Source organism: Winogradskya consettensis (assembly GCF_018332715.1).
Lineage (GTDB): Bacteria > Actinomycetota > Actinomycetes > Mycobacteriales > Micromonosporaceae > Actinoplanes > Actinoplanes consettensis.
Map to the genome: position 1 here is coordinate 201,655 of NZ_BOQP01000006.1, position 19,232 is coordinate 220,886.

The window sequence follows — 19,232 nt, forward strand, 5'->3', positions numbered from 1 at the left end:
CGCCCGGGGCAAGGTCGAGTTCGTGACGGCGGCCTTGATGACCTTACCGTCGCGATAGATCCTCACCACCACGCCTGTTGCCGGATCCGACCCGTAACGGTCGTACTGCTTGACCTGGGCGCTCAGCCTGGTCGTCCAGCGACCCTTGGCGCTGGTCCGGGCGACCTGCAGCGCGCTGCTGGTCCGGTACTTGGCCACCACCGCGCTGTGCCGGCACCATCGGACGGCATCGGTCAGGGTTGAGACTCGGCCTGCTGTTTGATGTGGGCGGCGCGTTGTTTCAGGAGGCGGCTCAGGTATGGGGCCAGCAGCAGTCGGGTGACTATCGCGCCGAGGGGGCCCAGTGGGGCGGTGACCGTCATGCGGTCGGTCATGCGGGTGGTGCCGTTGCCCAGGTCTTCGAAGAGGTGCTCGTGGTGCAGGGAGCGGAAGGGGCCGCGGGTCTGTTCGTCGACGAAGCGGTGTGGGGGGCTCGTAGGCGGTGATGCGGGTGGTCATTCGCCAGGGGAGGCCGAAGTGGCGGGCGCGGAAGGTCACCTCGTCGCCGAGGGCGAGGGTGCGGCGGCCGGTGCTGGTGGTTGCTGTTTCGCTGCTGCCGGCGAGGGAGTCCGTGTGGACGTCGACGTCCAGCTCCAGGGCGAACACGCGGGCCGGGGCGGCGGGGATGACAGAGACGTGCTCGATCACCGGGCGGTCAGTTGTCGCCGGGGCGCGGGGTGATCTGGGGGCGCGGGGCGACGCTGCCGGGCTGGCCCGGGGGGCCCGCTTCGAGCCAGGAGAGGAAGCCGGTGACCGTGGACTCGGCCATGGCGATCTCGATCTCCTCGGCGGTCTGCCTGAGGCGCAGGATCACCCAGTGGCCCGGCATGCTGAGGCGCTCGGGGCCTTCGGGGAGGCGGCGGTTCTCCACCGTGAGGAGGCGGCGGTTCAGGACGCGCTTCGGGCGGAAGGCGAAGCTGAACATGCGGTAGAAACGGAGCTCGTCGCCGACGAAGGTGCCCACGCCGGTCGACCAGCCCCGGCCCGGGACCATGGTGCTGGTCCGGACCTGGAGGCGGATCGTGCCGCCGCCGGACATCAGGATCCGGCCGCGCAGCAGGACGGCGAAGAGGACGAGCAGCAGCGCCGCGACGCAGATTCCGACGATCTCGAGAATCCGCATCGCTGGGCGTCAGTGCGCGTCGGGGGTGGCGGGGGTTGCGCTCTCGGCCAGGACGGTCACGCCGTTGGCGTCGATGGAGAGGAAGCCACCCGTGACGTCATAGGTGAGCTGCTCACCGCCGTCCAGCTTCACGCGGACCTGGGAGGGCTCCTTGAGCAGGCCCAGGAGCGGGGAGTGACCCGGCAGGACGCCGATCTCGCCCTCGGTGGTCCGGGCGACGAGCATCTCGGCTTCGCCGGACCAGATTCGCTCCTCGACGGCGACAACCTGGACGTGCAGCTGCTTGGCCACGCTCTCTCCTGTCAAGCTCGCCGGCCTTGAAAGAAGGCCGCTGTCCGTTGGGGTGAAGTCTAAACGGCCGGGTGATACGCCGCCCTGCCGGGTGGTGACCGCCACTGTCACAGTTCTTGCAGGAACGCGGGGTGGTCGATCAAAAATGTCGAGATGCTGTCGTCGCCGACCGATTCGAAGAAGCCGCCGGCCGATTCGTCGAGGCCTTCACCGATGTACTGCTTGCCCTCGAACAGCGATTTGCCGGGCAGTTTCACCAGGGTCATGTCCCGGGCGCCGCGCAGGGCGAGGGCCCAGTCGATGATGTTGTGGCCGTTGCCGTCGAAGATGAGGGCGTCGCCGGCCGCGCGCAGGATCTGGTCGAGCTTGATCGGGTTGGTCACGACGTTCTTGCTGAGCGCCTGCTCCGCCATGGCCTTGATGAACTGCTGCTGGTGCCGCTGGCGGTCGTAGTCGCTGCGGGGCAGGCCGTAACGCTGACGCACGTAGTCGAGCGCCTCCCAGGCCTCCAGGTGGTATGTGCCCTTCTTGTACGTCTTCTGCGGCCCGATGTACGGGTGGTCGCAGCTGTTGTCGGCGCATTCGGGGCGGCGGGGGCGAGGCTTGCCGTTGGGCTGCAGGTGCTCGGACTTCACGTTCTGGTCGATCGTCATCGTGACGCCGTCCATGGCCTCGACGATGTCCTTGAAGCCGTTGAAGTTCAGGATGGCGCCGGCGTCGAACTTCTTGATACCGGTGAGCTGGCTGACCGTCTTGGCGAGCAGCTCGAAACCCTGGGCCACGTCGTGCTTGCCGTTGCCGACGCTGCTGCCGTACGACATGGCGGCGTTGATTTTCGCGGTACCGCCCTGGAATCCGGTCTTCTCGAAGGCCGGGATCTCCACGCGCAGGTCGCGGGGGATGGAGAAGATCTGCGCCTGGTTCAGGTCCTTGGGGATGTGCACGACGATGATCGAGTCGGACAGCGGTGCGGTGTTCGCGTCGCGCGGGTCGATGCCGACCAGCAGGATGTTGAGCGGGCCCTTGATGGTGCTGGACGTCTTGGTCGCGCCCGCTGCCGCGTTACCGAAGAGGTCCTTGCTGTCCACCGCGCCCGCGTAACGCGCGACCGCGACCTGGGTCGCCACGAGAGCTCCGCCACCGGTCACCATCAGCACGCAGCCGATGATGGCGCAGAGACGCGCCCACAGAGGGGAACGCCATTTCCCCTTGTCGCTCTTAGACACAAGCTCCCCAACCGTCGTCGATCGGTTTCACCATCGGCGACCTCAATGGAGATGATCGCGAGGCTTAGTGACCGCCAAGAGTATCCGAACAATCGAAGATTTCTTCACATCCGGCCATACGTATACCGAGGAAATAAACGGACATAACGGTCCGATAGACACGGTAACTTTTGTCCGATAAATCCGTCTGGAAAGCCGAAAACCGCACCGGCACAAAGCCGATGCGGTTCTCAGGGTCCTACTTGGCTGGTCAGCCCTTCATGAGCTCGTGCGCGTTGCGCTCGAGGTCCTCGAGGCCACCACACATGAAGAAGGCCTGCTCCGGGAAGGAGTCGTACTCGCCTTCACAGATCTTCTTGAACGCCTCGATGGTCTCCTTCAGGGGGACCGTCGAGCCGGCGACACCGGTGAACTGCTCGGCGGCGTACGTGTTCTGCGAGAGGAAGCGCTCGATGCGGCGAGCCCGCTGCACCGTGATCTTGTCCTCTTCGGAGAGCTCGTCCATACCGAGGATCGCGATGATGTCCTGCAGGTCCTTGTACTTCTGCAGGATCCGCTGCACCTCGCGGGCGACCGCGTAGTGCTCGGCACCAACGAACTCGGGCGCCAGAATCCGCGAGCCGGAGGCCAGCGGGTCCACGGCGGGGTAGATGCCCTTGTCGGAGATCGACCGCTCGAGGTTCGTCGTCGCGTCCAGGTGGGCGAACGTGGTCGCCGGAGCCGGGTCGGTGTAGTCGTCGGCGGGCACGTAGATCGCCTGCAGCGAGGTGATCGCCTTGCCCTTGACGGAGGTGATCCGCTCCTGCAGCTGGCCCATCTCGTCCGCCAGGGTGGGCTGGTAACCCACGGCGGACGGCATGCGGCCGAGCAGGGTGGAGACCTCGGAACCGGCCTGGGTGAACCGGAAGATGTTGTCGATGAAGAGCAGCACCTCCTGGTTCTGGACGTCCCGGAAGTACTCCGCCATGGTCAGGGCGCTCAGGGCGACCCGCAGGCGGGTGCCCGGCGGCTCGTCCATCTGGCCGAAGACGAGCGCGGTCTTGTCGAGAACGCCGCCCTCTTCCATTTCCAGGATGAGGTCGTTGCCCTCACGGGTGCGCTCGCCGACACCGGCGAACACCGACGTACCACCGAAGTTACGGGCAACCCGGATGATCATCTCCTGGATGAGCACCGTCTTGCCCACGCCCGCGCCGCCGAACAGGCCGATCTTGCCACCGCGCACGTACGGCGCGAGCAGGTCGAGCACCTTGATGCCGGTCTCCAGCATCTCGGTCTTCGGCTCGAGGTCCGCGAAGGCCGGGGCCTTGCGGTGGATCGGCCAGCGCTCGGTGATGTTCAGCGTCGCGGGGTCGGCGTTGAGCACGTCGCCCAGGGCGTTGAACACGTGGCCCTTGGTCACGTCACCGACGGGCACCGAGATCGGCGAGCCGGTGTCGCGGACCTCGGAACCTCGCACGAGGCCGTCGGTCGGCTGCATCGAGATGCCCCGGATCACGTTGTCACCCAGGTGCTGGGCGACTTCCAGGGTCAGCGTCTTGGTGCCCCCGGAGAGGGTCACGTCGACGTGCAGCGCGTTGTAGATGTCGGGCATGGCGTCACGGGGGAACTCCGCGTCGACGACCGGGCCGATGACCCGGACGACGCGGCCGACGCCGGTCTCCGTCTTGGTGGGCTCAGCTACAGCAGTCATCACACATCACTTCCCGACGTGGACAGCGCCTCGACGCCGCCGACGATTTCACTGATTTCCTGGGTGATCGCAGCCTGCCGCGCGGAGTTCATCTCGCGCGTGTACCGCTTGAGCAGATCGTCCGCGTTGTCCGACGCGCTCTTCATCGCACGGCGCCGCGACGCCGACTCGCTCGCCGCCGAGTCCAGCAACGCCGCGTAGATCCGCGTGTTGAGGTACTTCGGCAGCAGCGCGTCGAGCAGCTCCTCGGCCTCCGGCTCGAACTCGTACGCCGGCCGGAGCCCCGGCTCGCGCTCCGTCTCCTCGACCTCCATCGGCGCCAGGAAGTGCGCCTCGGCGGACTGGGTCATGAGCGACTTGAACTGGGTGCTGACGATGTGCAGCTCGTCCACGCCCTGGATGCCGTCCGGACCGTAGTGCTCGTCCGTGTCATCCGCGCCGGCGACGAACGCCTCCAGCAGGGAGTCACCGATCCGCTTGGCGTCCGCGAACGTCGGACGCTCGGAGAAGCCCGTCCAGCTGGCCTCGACCGGCCGGTTGCGGAACTTGTAGTAGCCGGCGCCCTTGCGGCCGACGACGTACAGCACCGTTTCCTTGCCGTCCGCCTTCAGCCGGGCGATCAGCTGCTCGGCGGTCCGGAGGGCGTTGGCGTTGTAGGCGCCGGCCAGGCCGCGGTCGCTGGTGATGACCAGGACACCCGCGCGCCGCACCCGCTCACGCGGCTGCAGCAGCGGGTTGTCCACCGACGCGTTGGAAGCCAACGCGGTCAGCACCTGAGTGATCGCCTCCGAGTACGGCTTGGAGGCGGCAACCCGCTCCTGCGCCTTGGCGATACGGCTGGTGGCGACGAGCTCCTGGGCCTTGGCGATCTTCTTGGTCGACCGGACGGTCTTGATGCGCCGCCGGAGGGCCTGTACCTGACCGGCCATGGATCAGCTCTCGTCCGAGGAGCTACGGACCTCGCGGGTCACGGTCTCCCGGGTCTCGCGGCCCGACTCCAGCGCCGCTGCGGGCGCCTCGTTCGGAGCACCGGCGGCAGCGCCCTGCTTGAACTGCTGCTTGAACTCGGTGACACCGGACTTCAGCGTCTCCTGCTGCTCGTCGCTCAGCTTGCCGTCGTTCTCGATGGCGGTGAACGTCTCGCTGCGGTTGCGCTTGACCCACTCGAGGAACTCGCGCTCGAAGCGGCCGACGTCGGCCACCGCGATGTCGTCGAGCTGGCCGGTGGTGCCGGTCCAGATCGTCACGATCTCCTCGGTGACCGAGAGCGGGCTGTACTGCGGCTGCTTGAGCAGCTCGACCAGGCGGGCACCGCGCTCCAGCTGGTTGCGCGACGCACGGTCCAGGTCGGAGGCGAAGGCCGAGAAGGCCTCCAGCTCGCGGTACTGGGCCAGGTCGAGACGCAGGCGGCCGGAGACCGTCCGCATGCCCTTGACCTGCGCCGAACCGCCGACGCGGGACACCGAGGTGCCGACGTTGATGGCCGGGCGCACACCGGATGCGAACAGGTCACCCTCGAGGAAGATCTGGCCGTCGGTGATGGAGATGACGTTCGTCGGGATGTAGGCCGAGATGTCGCTGGCCTTCGTCTCGATGATCGGCAGACCCGTCATGGAACCGGCGCCCAGCTCGTCGGAGAGCTTCGCGCAACGCTCGAGCAGACGGCTGTGCAGGTAGAACACGTCGCCCGGGTACGCCTCACGGCCCGGCGGGCGGCGCAGCAGCAGCGACACGGCCCGGTACGCCTCGGCCTGCTTCGTCAGGTCATCGAAGACGATCAGGACGTGCTTGCCGTTGTACATCCAGTGCTGACCGATGGAGGAACCGGTGTACGGCGCGATGTACTTGAAGCCGGCCGGGTCGGAAGCCGGCGAGGCCACGATGGTCGTGTACTGCAGCGCGCCCTGCTCCTCCAGCGTCCCCCGGATGCTGGCGATGGTGGTCGCCTTCTGCCCGATGGCGACGTAGATGCAGCGAACCTGCTTGTCCGGGTCACCGGACTCCCAGTTGGCGCGCTGGTTGATGATCGTGTCGAGGGCGATGGTGGTCTTGCCCGTCTTACGGTCACCGATGATCAGCTGGCGCTGGCCACGGCCGATCGGCGTCATGGCGTCGATCGCCTTGATGCCGGTCTGCAGCGGCTGCTTCACCGGCTGGCGCTGCATGACGTTCGGCGCCTGCAGCTCGAGCTCGCGGAAACCCTCGCTCGCGATCTCGCCGCGGTCGTCGATCGGGTTGCCCAGGGCGTCGACCACACGGCCGAGGTAGGCGTCACCGACCGGGACGGAGAGGACGCGCCCGGTGCGCTTGACCTGCTGGCCCTCTTCGATGTGGGTGAAGTCGCCCAGGACGACGACACCGATCTCTCGGACGTCCAGGTTCAGGGCGACACCGAGGGTGCCGTCCTCGAACTCCAGGAGCTCGTTGGCCTGGGTCGAGGGAAGACCCTCGACGTGCGCGATTCCGTCGCCCGCATCGGAGACGATGCCGACCTCCTCGCGGGAGACCTCGGGCGAATAGGACGAGACGTAGCGCTCTAGCGCCCCCCGGATCTCGTCCGAGGAGATGGTCAGCTCGGCCATCCTCTGCCTTCTCTAGTCGGCTCGGGGCGTCGCCGCGCCCGAGGGGTCGGTAGCGTCACCGCCGCCGAGGGGAAAAAACTATTTAGCGAACGCCTGCCGTGCCGCGTTGAGCCGCCGCAGGATCGTGCCGTCGTAGAGGTCGGAGCCGACACGAACGCTGAGGCCACCGATGATGCTCGGATCAACCAGAACCTTCAGCGAAACCTGCCGGCCGTAGATGTCGGACAACTTGGCGGCGAGCCGCTGCTCCTCCGCGTCGCCGAGCAGCTTTGCCGCGGTCACGTAGGCGATCTCACGATCACGCTTCGCGGCGGTCAGCTCGACGAGCTTGGTGAGCGAGGACTCGAAACCACGGCCACCGAAGCCATCGAGCGCCACCTTGATCAGCTGGACAGTCGCCGGCTGGGCCTTGCTCTTGAGCAGGTCCTCCACCAGCTTAGCCTTGCGATCGGCCGGAGCGCTCGGGTCACTGAGCGTGACCGCGAGCTCGGAGTTGCCCGAGACGACCTGTCCGAAGCGGAACAGCTCGTCCTCCACGTCGGCCAGCTTGCCGTCGCGGTCGCCGGCGGAGAGCACCGTGTCGACCGCGAGCCGCTCGGTGGCGTCGAGGAGCTCGTGCGGGGAGGAGAAACGACCGGAGACCAGCTGTGCGATCGCGTCGACCGTGATCACACTGAGCTTGCCGGACACGAGGGACCGGAACAGTCCCGCGCGCTCCTCACCCGACCGCGAGGGGTCGGTCAGCGCACGGCGCAGCCGCGGCTCGCCGCGCAGCAACCGGGCCACCGCCAGCACCTCATCGGCGATGGTGGCCAGCTGCGCGGCGGTGACAGAAGCCGAGTCCGCGGTCAGTTTCTCCACGGCCGCGGCGTACGACTCGCGGTTGACGGCCGCCATCAGCGTCCGCCCGTGCCGGCGCCGAGCTCGGTGATGAAGCGGTCCACGGTGCCCCGGCTGCGCGCCTCGTCGGCGAGCGACTCGCCCACGATCTTGCTGGCCAGATCCACCGCGAGCGTGCCCACCTCGGAGCGCAGCTCACGCAGAATGCTCTCGCGCTGAGCAGACAGCTGCTCATTGCCGGCCGCGATGATGCGGTCGGACTCTTCACGTGCCTTGGCGAGGACGTCCTGACGGATGCCCTCCGCGTCGGCCCGGGCCTCGTCGCGGATGCGCGCGGCCTCGGTGCGAGCCTCGGCCAGCTGCGCGCGGTACTGCTCGAGCAGCTCGTTGGCCTCGGCCTGAGCGGTCTCGGCACGCTTGAGGCCACCTTCGATGGCATCGACACGAGCCTGGAACGTCTTCTCCATGAGCGGGAAGACGAACTTCATCAGCACTACGCAGAGCACGATGAAGGCGGCCGAGCCAACGACGATCTCCTGCCAGACAGGAATGATCGGGTTGTGCTTGGTCTCCTCTGCCGCCTCGGCGAGGTAGGTAAGGGAGTTGATCATGAGCACCTCCTAGCGAGGGAAGGGCTTTAGAGGTTTCCCTGCCAGATGAAGCCGAACGCGATGCCCAGCAGGGCGAGCGCCTCGATGACGGCGAAGCCGATCCAGACGTAGGGCAGGGTCAGCCGCGAGGACTCCGGCTGCCGAGCGGTCGACTGGATGTAGGCGGAGAAGACCAGACCAACACCGATGCCGGGGCCGATCGCGGCGAGACCGTAGCCGATGGCGGCGGTGCTGCCCTCAACGGCGGAGAAAATTTCCAGCATTACCGATTCCTCCTGGTATCTCGCGTGGATGTCACGCGGGACGACAAACGGATTTCTTGCAAAAACTCAGTGCTCGTCGGCGAGCGCGCCCTGGACGTAGCTCGCGGTGAGCACCGTGAAGACGTAAGCCTGCAGACAGATGACCAGGAACTCCAGGAACGTCAGCGCGATCGTCATGAGCCACGAGACGACCGAGATCGGCGCGAGCCAGGCGTTGGCATTGATCATCGCAAAACCGCCGAGCGTGAACACCAGCAGGAGCATGTGGCCGGCGAACATGTTGGCGAAGAGTCGGACCGCCAGCGAGAAGGGGCGGACCAGGAAGTTCGAGAAGAACTCGATCGGGATCAGCAGCGGCAGGATGAACCACGGCGCCGGCGGGATGAGCGCCGTCTTGAGGTACTTGAAGAAGCCGTGGTGCCGGATGCCGACCACGATGAACATCACGTAGCTGATAACCGCGAGAATCGCGGGGAAAGCGATGTGGGAGTTCGGTGAAATCTGGATGAACGGCACGATGCTGAAGAAGTTCATCACGATGACGAACATGAACAGCGTCGTGAGATAAGGCGCGAAGTTGATGCCTCGCGGGCCGATCATCTCAATGGCGATGTTGTTACGCACGAAGCCGTACGCGCTCTCCGCCATCCACTGCTTCTTCGTCGGCACCAGTTGCGGTTTCCGGTAGGACACCAGGAAGAAGATGATGATGGCGGCGACGGCCACCCAGACCAGCACCGTGATCTTGGTGAACCAGTACGAGTCGTGCGCTCCCCAGGGCAGGATGCTGGGCAGGTAGAAGTCCTCGACGCTGGGCGGGAACTCCGCTGCGAGGACCGTCGAAGGACCGATCACCGTAGCCCTTTCCTGTCAGGCGCCGAGACGGCGCACGATGAGGTAGACACCACCGGCCGCGCCGACGACGGCGCCGATCCCGGCGAAGATGCCCTTGGTGCCGACATAGTGGTCGACCAGCCAGCCGATCCCACCCCAGACCAACATGCCCGCGAAGAGATAGCTGACGGCAGTCATTCCCATGCCCGTGTCGGGCGGGGGTGGACCGTCGTCACCGTGGGGTTCGGGGGGAGGTTTCTGACCGGCCATGACGGCTAGAAGATATCAGTCGGAAACACCAGGCTAAGCGGGACCCCCCGCACAACCGCAGTTGTCCAGGCGTCAGGGGTCTCTCAACTCGGTGACACGGTACCCCTCCTTGCCCAGAACCGGACAGCAATGCCGCCTTCCCGTCACCGGATCGTGGACGAAGTCCGATAAAACGGGTGCCGGCCACGGGAATCGCCGTGCCGGAGATCACTTGGGGCGGCTGATCCGGGCCACCCACCAGATCTGCACGGCCGTCCATCCCAGCACTCCCGCCACGACTCCCCAGCCGAGCGCCAACCGGCCCGGCCACTCCGAGGAGACCACAAATGCGAGGATGATGCCGAGTAATGAGTACTTCACCACGTATGTGAGCATTCCCAACGGCATGATCAGCGCCGGGCGCACCGTGTCCGCCCAGGCCAGCACGAGGGTCGACATCGTGTAGCTGACCGTCACGATCATGACCCCGGCCGCGGCACCGAACGCGTTCTGCACGCCGCCGTTCAGGAAGCCCACCGAGGCCGCGCAGAGCATCAGCGCGAAGGAGAAAGCCGTCAGGAACGGCAGATGCTCGACACGCCACCGCGGATCGGCCGGCAACGGCGGAAGATCCGGCAACGGCCGTTTGTCCTCCTCGTCCTCGAACGCTTTCGGATCGAAGGGCTCGAACTCGGTCTCTTCTTTGTTCACACCGAAACCTTTTCCGCGTACGCCGGGAAGCGCCTCACGAGCGACGAAATCTCCTCACCAGTCTCGCGCAGCGTGATGGCGCCCGCGACAGAGGTCGGGTCGGCGCGCACGGCTCTCGCGATGAGCCCCGAGATCTGGCGCATCTCGCCCTCGCGCATTCCCTGCGTCGTCACCGAGGGCGTGCCGACCCGGATGCCGGACGCCGTCATCGGCTTCTCCGGGTCGAACGGGATCGCGTTCTTGTTGAGCGTGATCCGGGCGCGGTCGCAGCGGGCCTCGGCCTCGCGCCCGCTCACGCCCAGGTCGCGCAGGTCGGCCAGGGCCAGGTGGGTGTCGGTGCCGCCGGAGACGGGACGCATGCCCTCGGAGGCGAGCCCGGCGGCGAGCGCCTGGGCGTTCTTGACGACCTGGTGGGCGTACCCCTGGAAGTCGGGCATCGAGGCCTCGCGCAGCGCGACCGCCTTCGCGGCGACGGCGTGCATCAGCGGGCCTCCCTGGGTGAAGGGGAAGACCGCCTTGTCGATTCGCGCGGCAAGCTCGTCACGGCACAGGATCATGCCTCCCCGCGGCCCGCGCAGCACCTTGTGGGTGGTGCAGGACACCACGTCGGCGTGGGGTACGGGTGAGGGCACCGCCCGCCCGGCGACCAGCCCGATGAAGTGCGCGGCGTCGACCATGAGGTAGGCGCCCACCTCGTCGGCGATGTCCCGGAAGAGCTTGAAGTCGATCAGCCGTGGATAGGACGTGGCGCCGCAGATGATCAGGGCCGGGCGGTGTGCCTGGGCCAGATCGCGCACCTCGTCGTAGTCGATCAGCTCGGTGTCGGCGCGCACCTTGTAACCGACGGTGTGGAACCACTTGCCGGAGAAGTTGACCTTGCTCCCGTGGGTCAGGTGCCCGCCGTGCGGCAGATCCATCGCGAGCACGGTGTCGCCGGGCTGCACGAGCGCGGCGTACGCCGCCATGTTCGCCGAGGCGCCGGAGTGCGGCTGCACGTTGGCGTGCTCGGCGCCGAAGAGGTCCTTGGCGCGCTCGATCGCCAGCTCCTCGGCGCGGTCCACCTCGGCGCAGCCGCCGTAGTAGCGCTGACCCGGGTAACCCTCGGCGTACTTGTTGGTCAGGGTGGATCCGAGCGCCGCCAGCACGGCCGGTGAGGTGAAATTCTCGCTGGCGATGAGCTGCAGGCCGCCGCGCTGGCGCTCCAGCTCGCCGAGCACCACCTCGGCTATCTCGGGATCCTCGTCGCGCAACGCATTGAAGTCGGGGCCCCAGAACGTGCCCATGGCGCACTCCCTAAGTCGGCGCAACGCTCCCTCGCAAAAGCATATTGCTTAACGCCGCTGCCTGCGGGCACACAGTGGTATGCGTTGTCTGGTAACTGGAGCCACGGGGTATATCGGCGGGCGGCTCGTGCCCCGATTGATGGCAGCCGGTCATGAGGTGCGAGCGCTGTCCCGCAGCGCCGCCCGGCTGCGTGACGTCCCGTGGGCAGCCGATGCGGAAATCGTCGAGGGCGACCTTTCCGACCCCGCGACACTGCTTCCGGCGCTTGAGGGCGTCGATGTCGCTTATTTCCTCGTGCATTCGCTCGGTCAGCCCGATTTTGAGCGGCTGGATCGGGAGGCGGCCACGAATTTCGCGCGGGCGGCGTACGAAAAAAAGGTCAAAAGGATCGTTTATCTCGGTGGCCCGGAGCCGCCGGCCGACGAGCATCCGTCGGCACACCTGCGCTCGCGGGCCGAGGTGGCGAAGATCCTGCTGGAGAGCGGCGTGCCGACCGTGGTGCTGCGGGCGCCGGTGATCATCGGCTCCGGCTCGGCCTCCTTCGAGATGCTGCGCTATCTGACCGAGCGGCTGCCGGTGATGGTCACGCCGCGCTGGGTGCGTAACCGGATCCAGCCGATCGCGGTCCGCGACGTGCTGCGCTACCTGATCGCGGTCGCGGAGCTGCCCGAGGACCTCAACCGGGGCTTCGACATCGGCGGGCGCGACGTGCTCACCTATGGCGAGATGATGCAGAGCTACGCCCGGGGCGCCGGGCTGCGGCGGCGGATCATCGTGCCGTTGCGCCCGCTCAGCCCGTGGCTGTCGGCGCACTGGGTCGGCGCCATCACCCCGGTGCCCAACTCGATTGCGCGGCCGCTGGTGGCCAGCCTGATCCACGAGGCGATCACCCATGAGCACGACATCGCCGAGTACGTGCCGGACGAGGGTCTGCTGGGCATCGACGAGTCGATCCGGGTCGCGCTGGGCAAGATCCGCGACGACGAGGTCGAGACCCGCTGGTCGAACGCGTCCGGGCGGGACGCGGCCGCCGAACCGCTGCCCAGCGACCCGGCGTGGACCGGCGGCACGATCTACAAGGACGAGCGGTGCACCGAGGTGAACGCGCCGGTCGAGGCCCTGTGGCGGGTCATCGAGGGCGTCGGCGGGGAGAACGGCTGGTATTCGTTCCCGCTCGCCTGGGCCGTGCGCGGCTGGCTGGACCGTTTGGTCGGCGGGGTGGGGCTACGCCGTGGCCGGCGCGACCGTGACCACCTCTACGTCGGCGAGGCGCTGGACTTCTGGCGGGTGGAGGAGATCAACCCCGGGCGCCTGTTGCGGTTGCGGGCCGAGATGAAGGTTCCGGGCAAGGCCTGGCTCGAGATGTACGCCGAGCCGCGCCCCGACGGCACCTCGCTCTACCGCCAGCGGGCGCTGTTCGTGCCCCGCGGCCTCGCCGGGCACGCCTACTGGGCGAGCGTGCTGCCGTTCCACGGGATCATCTTCAGCGGCATGGCCCGCAACATCGCCCGGGGTGCCCTCATGAAGCAGCCGCCCGGCTCAGGCGGTCCCGGACGGCCATCCAGTCCTCGGTCTCCGGCGGGTTCTTCACGATGATCGTGGCGACCCCGCGGTCGTCGAGGCGGTGCAGGGCGGCGTAGAGGTCGGCGGCGTACTCGCGGGGGTCCACGCCGAGGATCTCCGCGTTCCGCACGTCCTCGGTCTCGTACGTGAGGATCCCGACCGGTCCCTCGGCCTCCGGCACGTCCCGGACGTCGTCGGTGAGGATGAGCCGGGCCCGGGGGGCGTAGTGCCGCTTGCTCATCCCGGGTGACGAGCGGTCGGCGCCGTCGACGACCTCGTCGGGCAGCGCCACCGAGCCGGTCACCTCGCGGATGTCACGCAGGGCGAGCGCACCGGGCCGCAGCAGCCGCGGGATCTCCCCCGTCACGTCGAGCACGGTCGACTCGATCCCCCAGGACGCCGGGCCGCCGTCCAGCACCAGCGGCACCTCCGGCAGGCTGCGCAGCACGTGCTGGGCGGTCGTCGGGGAGATGCTCTCGGAACGGTTGGCGCTCGGTGCGGCCAGGGCCAGACCGGAGGCGTCGAGCAGCTTGCGGGCGACCTCGTGGGCCGGCACCCGGACGGCGATCGTGCCCTGCGTCGCGCTCCGCAGCACCAGGGTCAGCGGGCCGGGCCAGAACTGGGCGGCGAGCTCGTTCGCGACGTCCGGCCAGGTCTTTGCGAGCGCCCGGGCGGCGGTGACATCGGCGACGTGCACGATCAGCGGGTTCCAGGACGGGCGGTTCTTGAGCCGGTAGATCTCCGCGACGGCGTCGGGGTTGAAAGCATCGGCGCCCAGCCCGTAGACGGTCTCGGTGGGGAACGCAACGACCGAACCGGCACGCAGGAGCTCGGCGGCGCGACGGATACCGTCGGCGTCGGGTGCGACGATCACGCGGACCTCGGTGCTCCCGGAAGCAGGACGTCGACCAGCGGGAACAGCGACTCCTCGATGTCGTCGCCGATGCGCTGGAACGTCTGGTCGCCGCGGCCCCACGGGTCGTCGAGGTCGTCGGCGGGCAGCGGTTCGCCGTCGGCGCGCAGGCTGTCCGCGGCCTCGACCAGGGCTGCCGCACGGGCCGCGAACGACTCCGGGTCGGTGCCTCCGGCCGGCAGGCCCTTGGGATCGAGGTCGCGCAGCAGACGGGCGAAATGACCGAGGACAAACGTACGGCTGGAAGCCCCCGGCAGCAGCGCATGCACGTAGTCGCTCTGGTCCGCCGTCGCCGTCAGCACCAGATCGGCCTCGGCGAGCTGCGCGCCGGTGAGCTTGCGGGCGGTGAAGCCCTCGGTGCTGGCACCACGCAGCCGGATCTGGCGCGCAGCGGGCGGGTTCATCTCCTCGCCCTCGTGCCAGCCACCCGTGCCGGCGCTCCGGCTGACCAGCAGGTCGTCGAGGTCGGCGTCGGGGTCCTGCTTGCCGAGGCGCTGCTGGGCGGCGAGCACCAGCAGCCGCTCGGCCATCGGCGACCGGCAGATGTTGCCCATGCAGACGTGCAGCACGGTGAAAGCCATGATCAGGATCCCGCCGGCTGGATGTCCGGAACGACGTCGCGCAGCTTCTCGAACGCCAGCGCGCCCTCCCGCAGCACCCGTGGCACGTCGCCGGTGACGTCGACGATCGTGCTCGGCGCCGGATCGTGGGCGACCCCGGCCTCGAGATAGATGCGGACGGCGTACTCCAGCTGGTCGCGCGCCTCCTCGGCGGTGACCGGCGCGGGCTGCCCGGCCTTGTTGGCGGTGGTGACCGCCATCGGGCCGATCTCACGCAGCACCTCGAGGGCCACCGGGTGCAGCGGCATCCGCACCGCGACCTTGCCGCCGGTCTCCCCGAGATCCCACTGCAGGCTCGGCGAGTGCTCGACGATGATCGTCAGCGCGCCCGGCCAGAACGCGTCGGCCAGCTCGCGCGCCGCCTTGGGCAGCGAGTAGACCAGTCCGTCGAGGGTGTGCCGGGAACCGACCAGCACCGGCGGCGGCACCCGGCGGTCCACACCCCGCGCGGTCTGCAGCGCGGTGACCGCGTGCGGGGTGAACGCCTCCGCGCCCACGCCGTAGACCGTGTCGGTGGGCATGACGACGAGTTCGCCGCTCTTGACCGCCTCAACGGCCGCGGCTATGCCACGGTCCCGCTCGGCAACGGCCCGGCAGTCATAGAGCATCACACGATGCAGTCTGCCACGGTCGCCGCGACCGGCATCACAGGCGGGAGGCTGTCGCAAATCTTGGGCGATCGGTCAGGTCGTTATGCCCGAATACCCCGGTGAAGCGACCATCTGCGCGGAGCAGAGCGGGCACGTCGTCGCCGTGTACGTCGTCGTGCTCGATGCCGACCACGCCACCGGGACGCAGGAGGGCCGCGGCGAGCTTGATGACCGGGCGGATCACGCTGAGGCCGTCCGCGCCGCCGAAGACCGCCATCGCCGGATCGTGATCGGCGACCTCCGGGGGCACAGGGGTTCCGTCCGGCACGTACGGCGGGTTGCAGAGCAGCACGTCGACCCGGCCGTGAAGATCGCTGAGCAGGTTCGGATCGGTGACGTCGCCGGGCTGTACGCGTACCGAGGCAAAAGTCCTGGCATTGTCCCGGAGATAGACCAGGGCCTCGGGTGACCGCTCGACGGCGATGACCAGCGCGGGTTCGGCCTCGTCGGCGACCGAGAGAGCGATCGCGCCCGACCCGCTGCACAGATCCACCACGGTCGCACCCGCCGCGGTGTGCTCGATGCCCCAGCCCGCGAGCAACTCGGTCTCGGGACGCGGCACGAAGACGCCATCGCCGACCTGCAGCTCCAGATGCCGGAAAGCGGCCGTGCCGAGCACGTGCTGCAGCGGCACCCGCTGCGCCCGGAGCTCGACCAATTCCTTGTATCGAAGCAGCTCATCGCCGCGCACGGTGTCGATGAGCACCAGCCGTCCACGACCCACCCCGAGCACGTGCGCGGCGAGCAACTCGGCATCGACGCGTGGCGACGGGACCCCTGCCTCGGCCAGACGTCCGGCGGCAGCCGCCAGAGCGGGGCTCAATCGAGTCCGGTCCGTCCCCTCGGAGGGGTGTTCGTGCGCGAGTGTCACGGCATAATCATGGGACGTCGCATCGCGGCGACGACCGGCCGGGTCGTCGATCGATGAGCGTCGTCGGCAGGAGGGGCCTGAATGGCCGTGGCGGTCTCATGACCTGGTTGGACCAGCTACCGGATTGCGTCGATGACCTCCGGCGGGCCGGCGACCTGCAGCAGGGCGGGCGCTCGGCCGAGGCGCTGGCCATCCTCGACAAGGTCCTCGAGGTCACGACCGACCCCATGACCAGGGCTTATGCGCTGGTGCAGCGATTCGGCGCGCTGATCAACCTCGGCCGCATCGCCGAGTTCGCCACCGCGATGACGATCGCCAGCAATGCCGTCTACGAGACCTCCGACCCCTACCTGCGCGGCCAGATGCACGCCTTCGCGGCCCTGGGCGCCCATCTGCAGAGCGCTCTCGATCGCGGCGTCACCCACCTCGTGCAGGCCTCCCGTGCGCTCGCGGCCGTGCCCGACGGCGACACCGAGACCGCGTGGGGCTGGCACGACCTCGCGATGGCCTACTCCTACCTGGGCTTCCACGGCCACGCCCTGACCGCGATCGAGCAGGCGCGGCAGGTCGGCGCCGGGGCCGGGATGGCCCCCGAGCTGTTCTTCGCCCCCGGCATCCGGCTGCGCAACGCGGTCTCGCTGGACCACCAGGGCGACACCGACGGCTGCCTGCGGGTGCTGCGTGACATCGATGTCGAGTTGTCCCGCTACATCTCCACCGGCGCCGCCGACCGGCTGCGGCCCAGCAGCCGCCCGGTCTACGGCTACGCCCTGGCCCGCCGGGCCGCCCTCGGCGAGACGCCCGAGACCGACGCGGGCGCCCTGCTCAACACCGGCGGCGACAGCGTCCGCTCCCGCGACCTGCGCCACCTCGGCGGCGTCTGCCTCGACATCGCCGCCGGCCGGCCCACCCGGGCACTGCGCAAGCTCGACGCCGTGCCCGTCTCACCGGAGATCCTCGGCCCCGCCGAGCCCGCCCGGTTACGCAGCATCTGTTACGCCGTCGCCGGTGAGCACGAGGCCGCCCACTCGGCCGACCGCTACGCGTTCCGGCTCGCCGCCCAGCGCATCGACCGGCTCCGCGACGGCTATCTCGACGGTGTGGCGGCCCGCCTCGACGCCCAGGAGACCCACCGCGACGCCGGGCGCTACGGCGACGAGACCCTCACCGACCCGCTCACCGGCCTGCCCAACCGCCGCCAGCTCGAACGTTACGTCTCGGCGATGCTGGCCCGGGGCGAGCGCGCGGCGATCGGGGTCTGCGACCTCATCGGCTTCACCGCGGTCAACGCACGGCACGGCCGGCACTGCGGCGACCTGGTGCTGCAGCGCATCGCAGGCGTGGTCAGCCGGGTCATGCGCCGCGGGGACTTCGTTGCCCGCTTCGCCGGTGACGAGTTCGTGGTCGTGCTCCCCGGCGCCGGCCCGACCCAGGCCGCCGAGGTCTCCCGCCGGATCAGCGCCGCCGCAGCCGGCGAGAATTGGCAGGTCCTCGTCCCGGGCACCCCGATCGGCCTGGCCGCGGGCTGGTCCGAGGTCGGCCCCGACCGGCGCAGCCTCAGCGCCGCCCTGGCAGCCGCGGCAGGGAACCGCACACCTGCGTGACGGTCATCGACCTGGGCGTTGTCGGCACTGTCCGGGACGGCAGGCCTGCGCCCCGCCCCCGTCGATTCCTTGTTCTCGGCCGGCTCCTCGCCGTGGCCTGCCTCCTCACCGTCACAGCGTCGGTGCCGCCACGACCCGATCCGTTCACGGCGCTGTGGAGCATCCCGCTGAACGACGGCCCGGACCAGTTCCAGACCGCCGAGGACGCCATCCACGTGCTCCACCACGGCCCGCCCAACCAGCTGATCACCTACTCGCTGAGGACCGGGGCGGTCCGTTCCACCGTCACGATGCCGGACGAGGCCCGGATCATCAGCGAGACCGCCGGCGACATCGTGCTGATCGCGCTCGGCGCCACGTCGCCGCCCTTCTTCGGGCGCGAGACGGTCGCGGTGGACACGGTGACCGGGCGGCAGCTCTGGCGCCTGCCCGGGGCGGTGACCGGCTTCGCCGACGGCCTGGTCCTGCTCAGCGAGTGGGGACCCGATGCCAGAACGGTCCGGACGCTGCGGGTGGTCGGCCTGCGCGACGGCGTCCAGGCCTGGTCCAGGAGCGCACCGTACGGCTGGGTGTCGACCGTGACCGACAAGGGCAGGATCATCACCGTCCTCGGCGACGGCCACGCCGAGGTCCGTACCCTCGCCGACGGCCGGCTCGTGGCACAGGGGGCGCTCCCCTGGACGGGGATCTCCCGGATCAACGCCCGGGACGGCATCCTCGTGGTCGAGAACTACGACGACGTCCGCCAGCAGAACAAGGTCACGGTGTTCGACCTCGCGACGATGCGCCCGCAATGGGCCGCCGTCGCCCTGGGCAACGGCGGCATCGTCGACTGCGGCCCGGTCCTCTGCGGCTACGACGGCACCGGGGTCAGCGGATGGGACCGGGCCACCGGCATCCAGCGCTGGTACAAGGCACGCACGAACGTCATCTACCCCCTCGACGGCGGCCGGGTCGGCACCAGCGTCGGCGAGCTCGGCACGGACGAGCTGGTGGTGCTCAGCGCGGAGAGCGGCGCGGTCGTCAGCCGAACGCCCCGGGCCAAGATGGTGCCGAGCCACGGCTCCGCGACCGTGTACGTCCTGGCCACCACCGTGACCCCGTTCGCCCAGACCGCCGTGTGGCGCCTCGATCAGCACACCGGCAGGCCGACCCTGCTCGGCCTGATCGGCCAGCTGATGGATTACAGCTGCGACAGCAGAGCAGAACTGCTGATCTGCGCAACGGCGGACGCACGCCTGGTCACCCTTGCCTACGCTGGCTGA

At 68.8% G+C, this 19,232-nt stretch carries 21 protein-coding genes; 4 read left to right on the forward strand and 17 right to left on the reverse strand.

The genetic code is table 11. The annotated features are described in order from the left end of the window. Positions 1-239: 239 nt before the first annotated feature. Positions 240-485 carry a hypothetical protein gene (locus tag Aco04nite_RS06650; protein ID WP_212996284.1) on the forward strand — a complete coding sequence of 82 codons (246 nt, stop codon included), beginning with the start codon at positions 240-242 and terminating at the stop codon, positions 483-485. A gap of 209 nt (positions 486-694) precedes the next feature. On the opposite strand, the gene Aco04nite_RS06655 is transcribed toward Aco04nite_RS06650, so the two are convergent. The 13 genes from Aco04nite_RS06655 to glyA form a co-directional block, all read right to left on the reverse strand. Next, positions 695-1,162, reverse strand: a complete 468-nt coding sequence (locus tag Aco04nite_RS06655; protein ID WP_212996285.1) for a DUF2550 domain-containing protein — start codon at positions 1,160-1,162, stop codon at positions 695-697. A gap of 9 nt (positions 1,163-1,171) precedes the next feature. Then, positions 1,172-1,453 (reverse strand): F0F1 ATP synthase subunit epsilon, encoded by a 282-nt coding sequence (locus tag Aco04nite_RS06660; protein WP_212996286.1) that lies wholly within the window; start codon positions 1,451-1,453, stop codon positions 1,172-1,174. 107 nt (positions 1,454-1,560) lie between these two features. Beyond that, a complete protein-coding gene (locus tag Aco04nite_RS06665) occupies positions 1,561-2,604 on the reverse strand; it encodes an LCP family protein (protein ID WP_212996460.1) in 1,044 nt (347 codons plus the stop codon). A gap of 325 nt (positions 2,605-2,929) precedes the next feature. Next, positions 2,930-4,372: a F0F1 ATP synthase subunit beta gene (gene atpD, locus Aco04nite_RS06670; RefSeq protein ID WP_244875785.1), complete on the reverse strand. Its 1,443-nt coding sequence runs from the start codon at positions 4,370-4,372 to the stop codon at positions 2,930-2,932. Beyond that, on the reverse strand, positions 4,372-5,301 hold the full coding sequence (locus tag Aco04nite_RS06675) for a F0F1 ATP synthase subunit gamma (RefSeq protein ID WP_212996288.1): 930 nt from the start codon (positions 5,299-5,301) through the stop codon (positions 4,372-4,374). The genes atpD and Aco04nite_RS06675 overlap by 1 nt, the downstream gene beginning before the upstream one ends. A gap of 3 nt (positions 5,302-5,304) precedes the next feature. Next, a complete protein-coding gene (atpA, locus tag Aco04nite_RS06680) occupies positions 5,305-6,954 on the reverse strand; it encodes a F0F1 ATP synthase subunit alpha (RefSeq protein WP_203839949.1) in 1,650 nt (549 codons plus the stop codon). A 78-nt stretch (positions 6,955-7,032) separates the two neighbouring features. After that, the gene (locus Aco04nite_RS06685) at positions 7,033-7,854 is read right to left on the reverse strand and encodes a F0F1 ATP synthase subunit delta (RefSeq protein WP_212996461.1); all 822 of its coding nucleotides are present in this window, start codon (positions 7,852-7,854) and stop codon (positions 7,033-7,035) included. Further along, positions 7,851-8,405, reverse strand: a complete 555-nt coding sequence (locus Aco04nite_RS06690) for a F0F1 ATP synthase subunit B (RefSeq protein ID WP_203839948.1) — start codon at positions 8,403-8,405, stop codon at positions 7,851-7,853. Before Aco04nite_RS06690 ends, Aco04nite_RS06685 begins: the two co-directional genes overlap by 4 nt. Before the next feature lie 26 nt (positions 8,406-8,431). Then, positions 8,432-8,665, reverse strand: a complete 234-nt coding sequence (locus Aco04nite_RS06695; RefSeq protein WP_212996462.1) for an ATP synthase F0 subunit C — start codon at positions 8,663-8,665, stop codon at positions 8,432-8,434. A gap of 69 nt (positions 8,666-8,734) precedes the next feature. After that, complete coding sequence (gene atpB / locus Aco04nite_RS06700; protein WP_203839946.1) at positions 8,735-9,523, reverse strand: F0F1 ATP synthase subunit A; 789 nt, start codon at positions 9,521-9,523, stop codon at positions 8,735-8,737. Between the two features lie 15 nt (positions 9,524-9,538). Beyond that, positions 9,539-9,700, reverse strand: a complete 162-nt coding sequence (locus tag Aco04nite_RS06705) for an AtpZ/AtpI family protein (protein ID WP_239159236.1) — start codon at positions 9,698-9,700, stop codon at positions 9,539-9,541. A gap of 279 nt (positions 9,701-9,979) precedes the next feature. Beyond that, complete coding sequence (locus Aco04nite_RS06710) at positions 9,980-10,462, reverse strand: hypothetical protein (RefSeq protein ID WP_212996290.1); 483 nt, start codon at positions 10,460-10,462, stop codon at positions 9,980-9,982. Continuing rightward, positions 10,459-11,745, reverse strand: coding sequence for a serine hydroxymethyltransferase (gene glyA, locus Aco04nite_RS06715; protein ID WP_212996291.1), 1,287 nt, complete (start codon positions 11,743-11,745; stop codon positions 10,459-10,461). The genes Aco04nite_RS06710 and glyA overlap by 4 nt, the downstream gene beginning before the upstream one ends. A 79-nt stretch (positions 11,746-11,824) precedes the next feature. On the opposite strand from glyA, the gene Aco04nite_RS06720 reads away from it, so the two are divergent. Then, positions 11,825-13,342 carry an SDR family oxidoreductase gene (locus Aco04nite_RS06720; RefSeq protein ID WP_212996292.1) on the forward strand — a complete coding sequence of 506 codons (1,518 nt, stop codon included), beginning with the start codon at positions 11,825-11,827 and terminating at the stop codon, positions 13,340-13,342. On the opposite strand, the gene Aco04nite_RS06725 is transcribed toward Aco04nite_RS06720, so the two are convergent. Genes Aco04nite_RS06725 through prmC form a run of 4 tightly spaced genes read right to left on the reverse strand, consistent with a single transcriptional unit; the run spans position 13,266 to position 16,363 of the window. Continuing rightward, a complete protein-coding gene (locus Aco04nite_RS06725; RefSeq protein ID WP_212996293.1) occupies positions 13,266-14,183 on the reverse strand; it encodes an L-threonylcarbamoyladenylate synthase in 918 nt (305 codons plus the stop codon). The genes Aco04nite_RS06720 and Aco04nite_RS06725 overlap by 77 nt on opposite strands. Then, entirely contained in the window at positions 14,180-14,806 is a 627-nt protein-coding gene (locus tag Aco04nite_RS06730) for an arsenate reductase/protein-tyrosine-phosphatase family protein (protein ID WP_212996463.1), read from the reverse strand. Before Aco04nite_RS06730 ends, Aco04nite_RS06725 begins: the two co-directional genes overlap by 4 nt. Then, positions 14,806-15,450 (reverse strand): L-threonylcarbamoyladenylate synthase, encoded by a 645-nt coding sequence (locus Aco04nite_RS06735; protein ID WP_239159245.1) that lies wholly within the window; start codon positions 15,448-15,450, stop codon positions 14,806-14,808. The genes Aco04nite_RS06730 and Aco04nite_RS06735 overlap by 1 nt, the downstream gene beginning before the upstream one ends. 37 nt (positions 15,451-15,487) lie before the next feature. Continuing rightward, on the reverse strand, positions 15,488-16,363 hold the full coding sequence (gene prmC, locus Aco04nite_RS06740; RefSeq protein WP_212996295.1) for a peptide chain release factor N(5)-glutamine methyltransferase: 876 nt from the start codon (positions 16,361-16,363) through the stop codon (positions 15,488-15,490). A gap of 98 nt (positions 16,364-16,461) precedes the next feature. Between prmC and Aco04nite_RS06745 the strand changes: the two genes are divergently transcribed. Further along, positions 16,462-17,967: a GGDEF domain-containing protein gene (locus tag Aco04nite_RS06745; RefSeq protein WP_212996296.1), complete on the forward strand. Its 1,506-nt coding sequence runs from the start codon at positions 16,462-16,464 to the stop codon at positions 17,965-17,967. Next, positions 17,964-19,232 carry a PQQ-binding-like beta-propeller repeat protein gene (locus tag Aco04nite_RS06750; protein WP_212996297.1) on the forward strand — a complete coding sequence of 423 codons (1,269 nt, stop codon included), beginning with the start codon at positions 17,964-17,966 and terminating at the stop codon, positions 19,230-19,232. Before Aco04nite_RS06745 ends, Aco04nite_RS06750 begins: the two co-directional genes overlap by 4 nt.

What these genes read in the sequence shown, in the direction of transcription:
- glyA (WP_212996291.1), bottom strand. Translation starts at nt 11,745, where the DNA reads ATGGGCACGTTCTGGGGCCCCGACTTCAATGCGTTGCGCGACGAGGAT.
- Aco04nite_RS06675 (WP_212996288.1), bottom strand. Translation starts at nt 5,301, where the DNA reads ATGGCCGGTCAGGTACAGGCCCTCCGGCGGCGCATCAAGACCGTCCGG.
- Aco04nite_RS06665 (WP_212996460.1), bottom strand. Translation starts at nt 2,604, where the DNA reads ATGGTGACCGGTGGCGGAGCTCTCGTGGCGACCCAGGTCGCGGTCGCG.
- Aco04nite_RS06690 (WP_203839948.1), bottom strand. Translation starts at nt 8,405, where the DNA reads ATGATCAACTCCCTTACCTACCTCGCCGAGGCGGCAGAGGAGACCAAG.
- Aco04nite_RS06655 (WP_212996285.1), bottom strand. Translation starts at nt 1,162, where the DNA reads ATGCGGATTCTCGAGATCGTCGGAATCTGCGTCGCGGCGCTGCTGCTC.
- Aco04nite_RS06720 (WP_212996292.1), top strand. Translation starts at nt 11,825, where the DNA reads ATGCGTTGTCTGGTAACTGGAGCCACGGGGTATATCGGCGGGCGGCTC.
- Aco04nite_RS06745 (WP_212996296.1), top strand. Translation starts at nt 16,462, where the DNA reads ATGACCTGGTTGGACCAGCTACCGGATTGCGTCGATGACCTCCGGCGG.
- Aco04nite_RS06735 (WP_239159245.1), bottom strand. Translation starts at nt 15,450, where the DNA reads ATGCTCTATGACTGCCGGGCCGTTGCCGAGCGGGACCGTGGCATAGCC.
- atpD (WP_244875785.1), bottom strand. Translation starts at nt 4,372, where the DNA reads ATGACTGCTGTAGCTGAGCCCACCAAGACGGAGACCGGCGTCGGCCGC.
- atpA (WP_203839949.1), bottom strand. Translation starts at nt 6,954, where the DNA reads ATGGCCGAGCTGACCATCTCCTCGGACGAGATCCGGGGGGCGCTAGAG.
- Aco04nite_RS06705 (WP_239159236.1), bottom strand. Translation starts at nt 9,700, where the DNA reads ATGACTGCCGTCAGCTATCTCTTCGCGGGCATGTTGGTCTGGGGTGGG.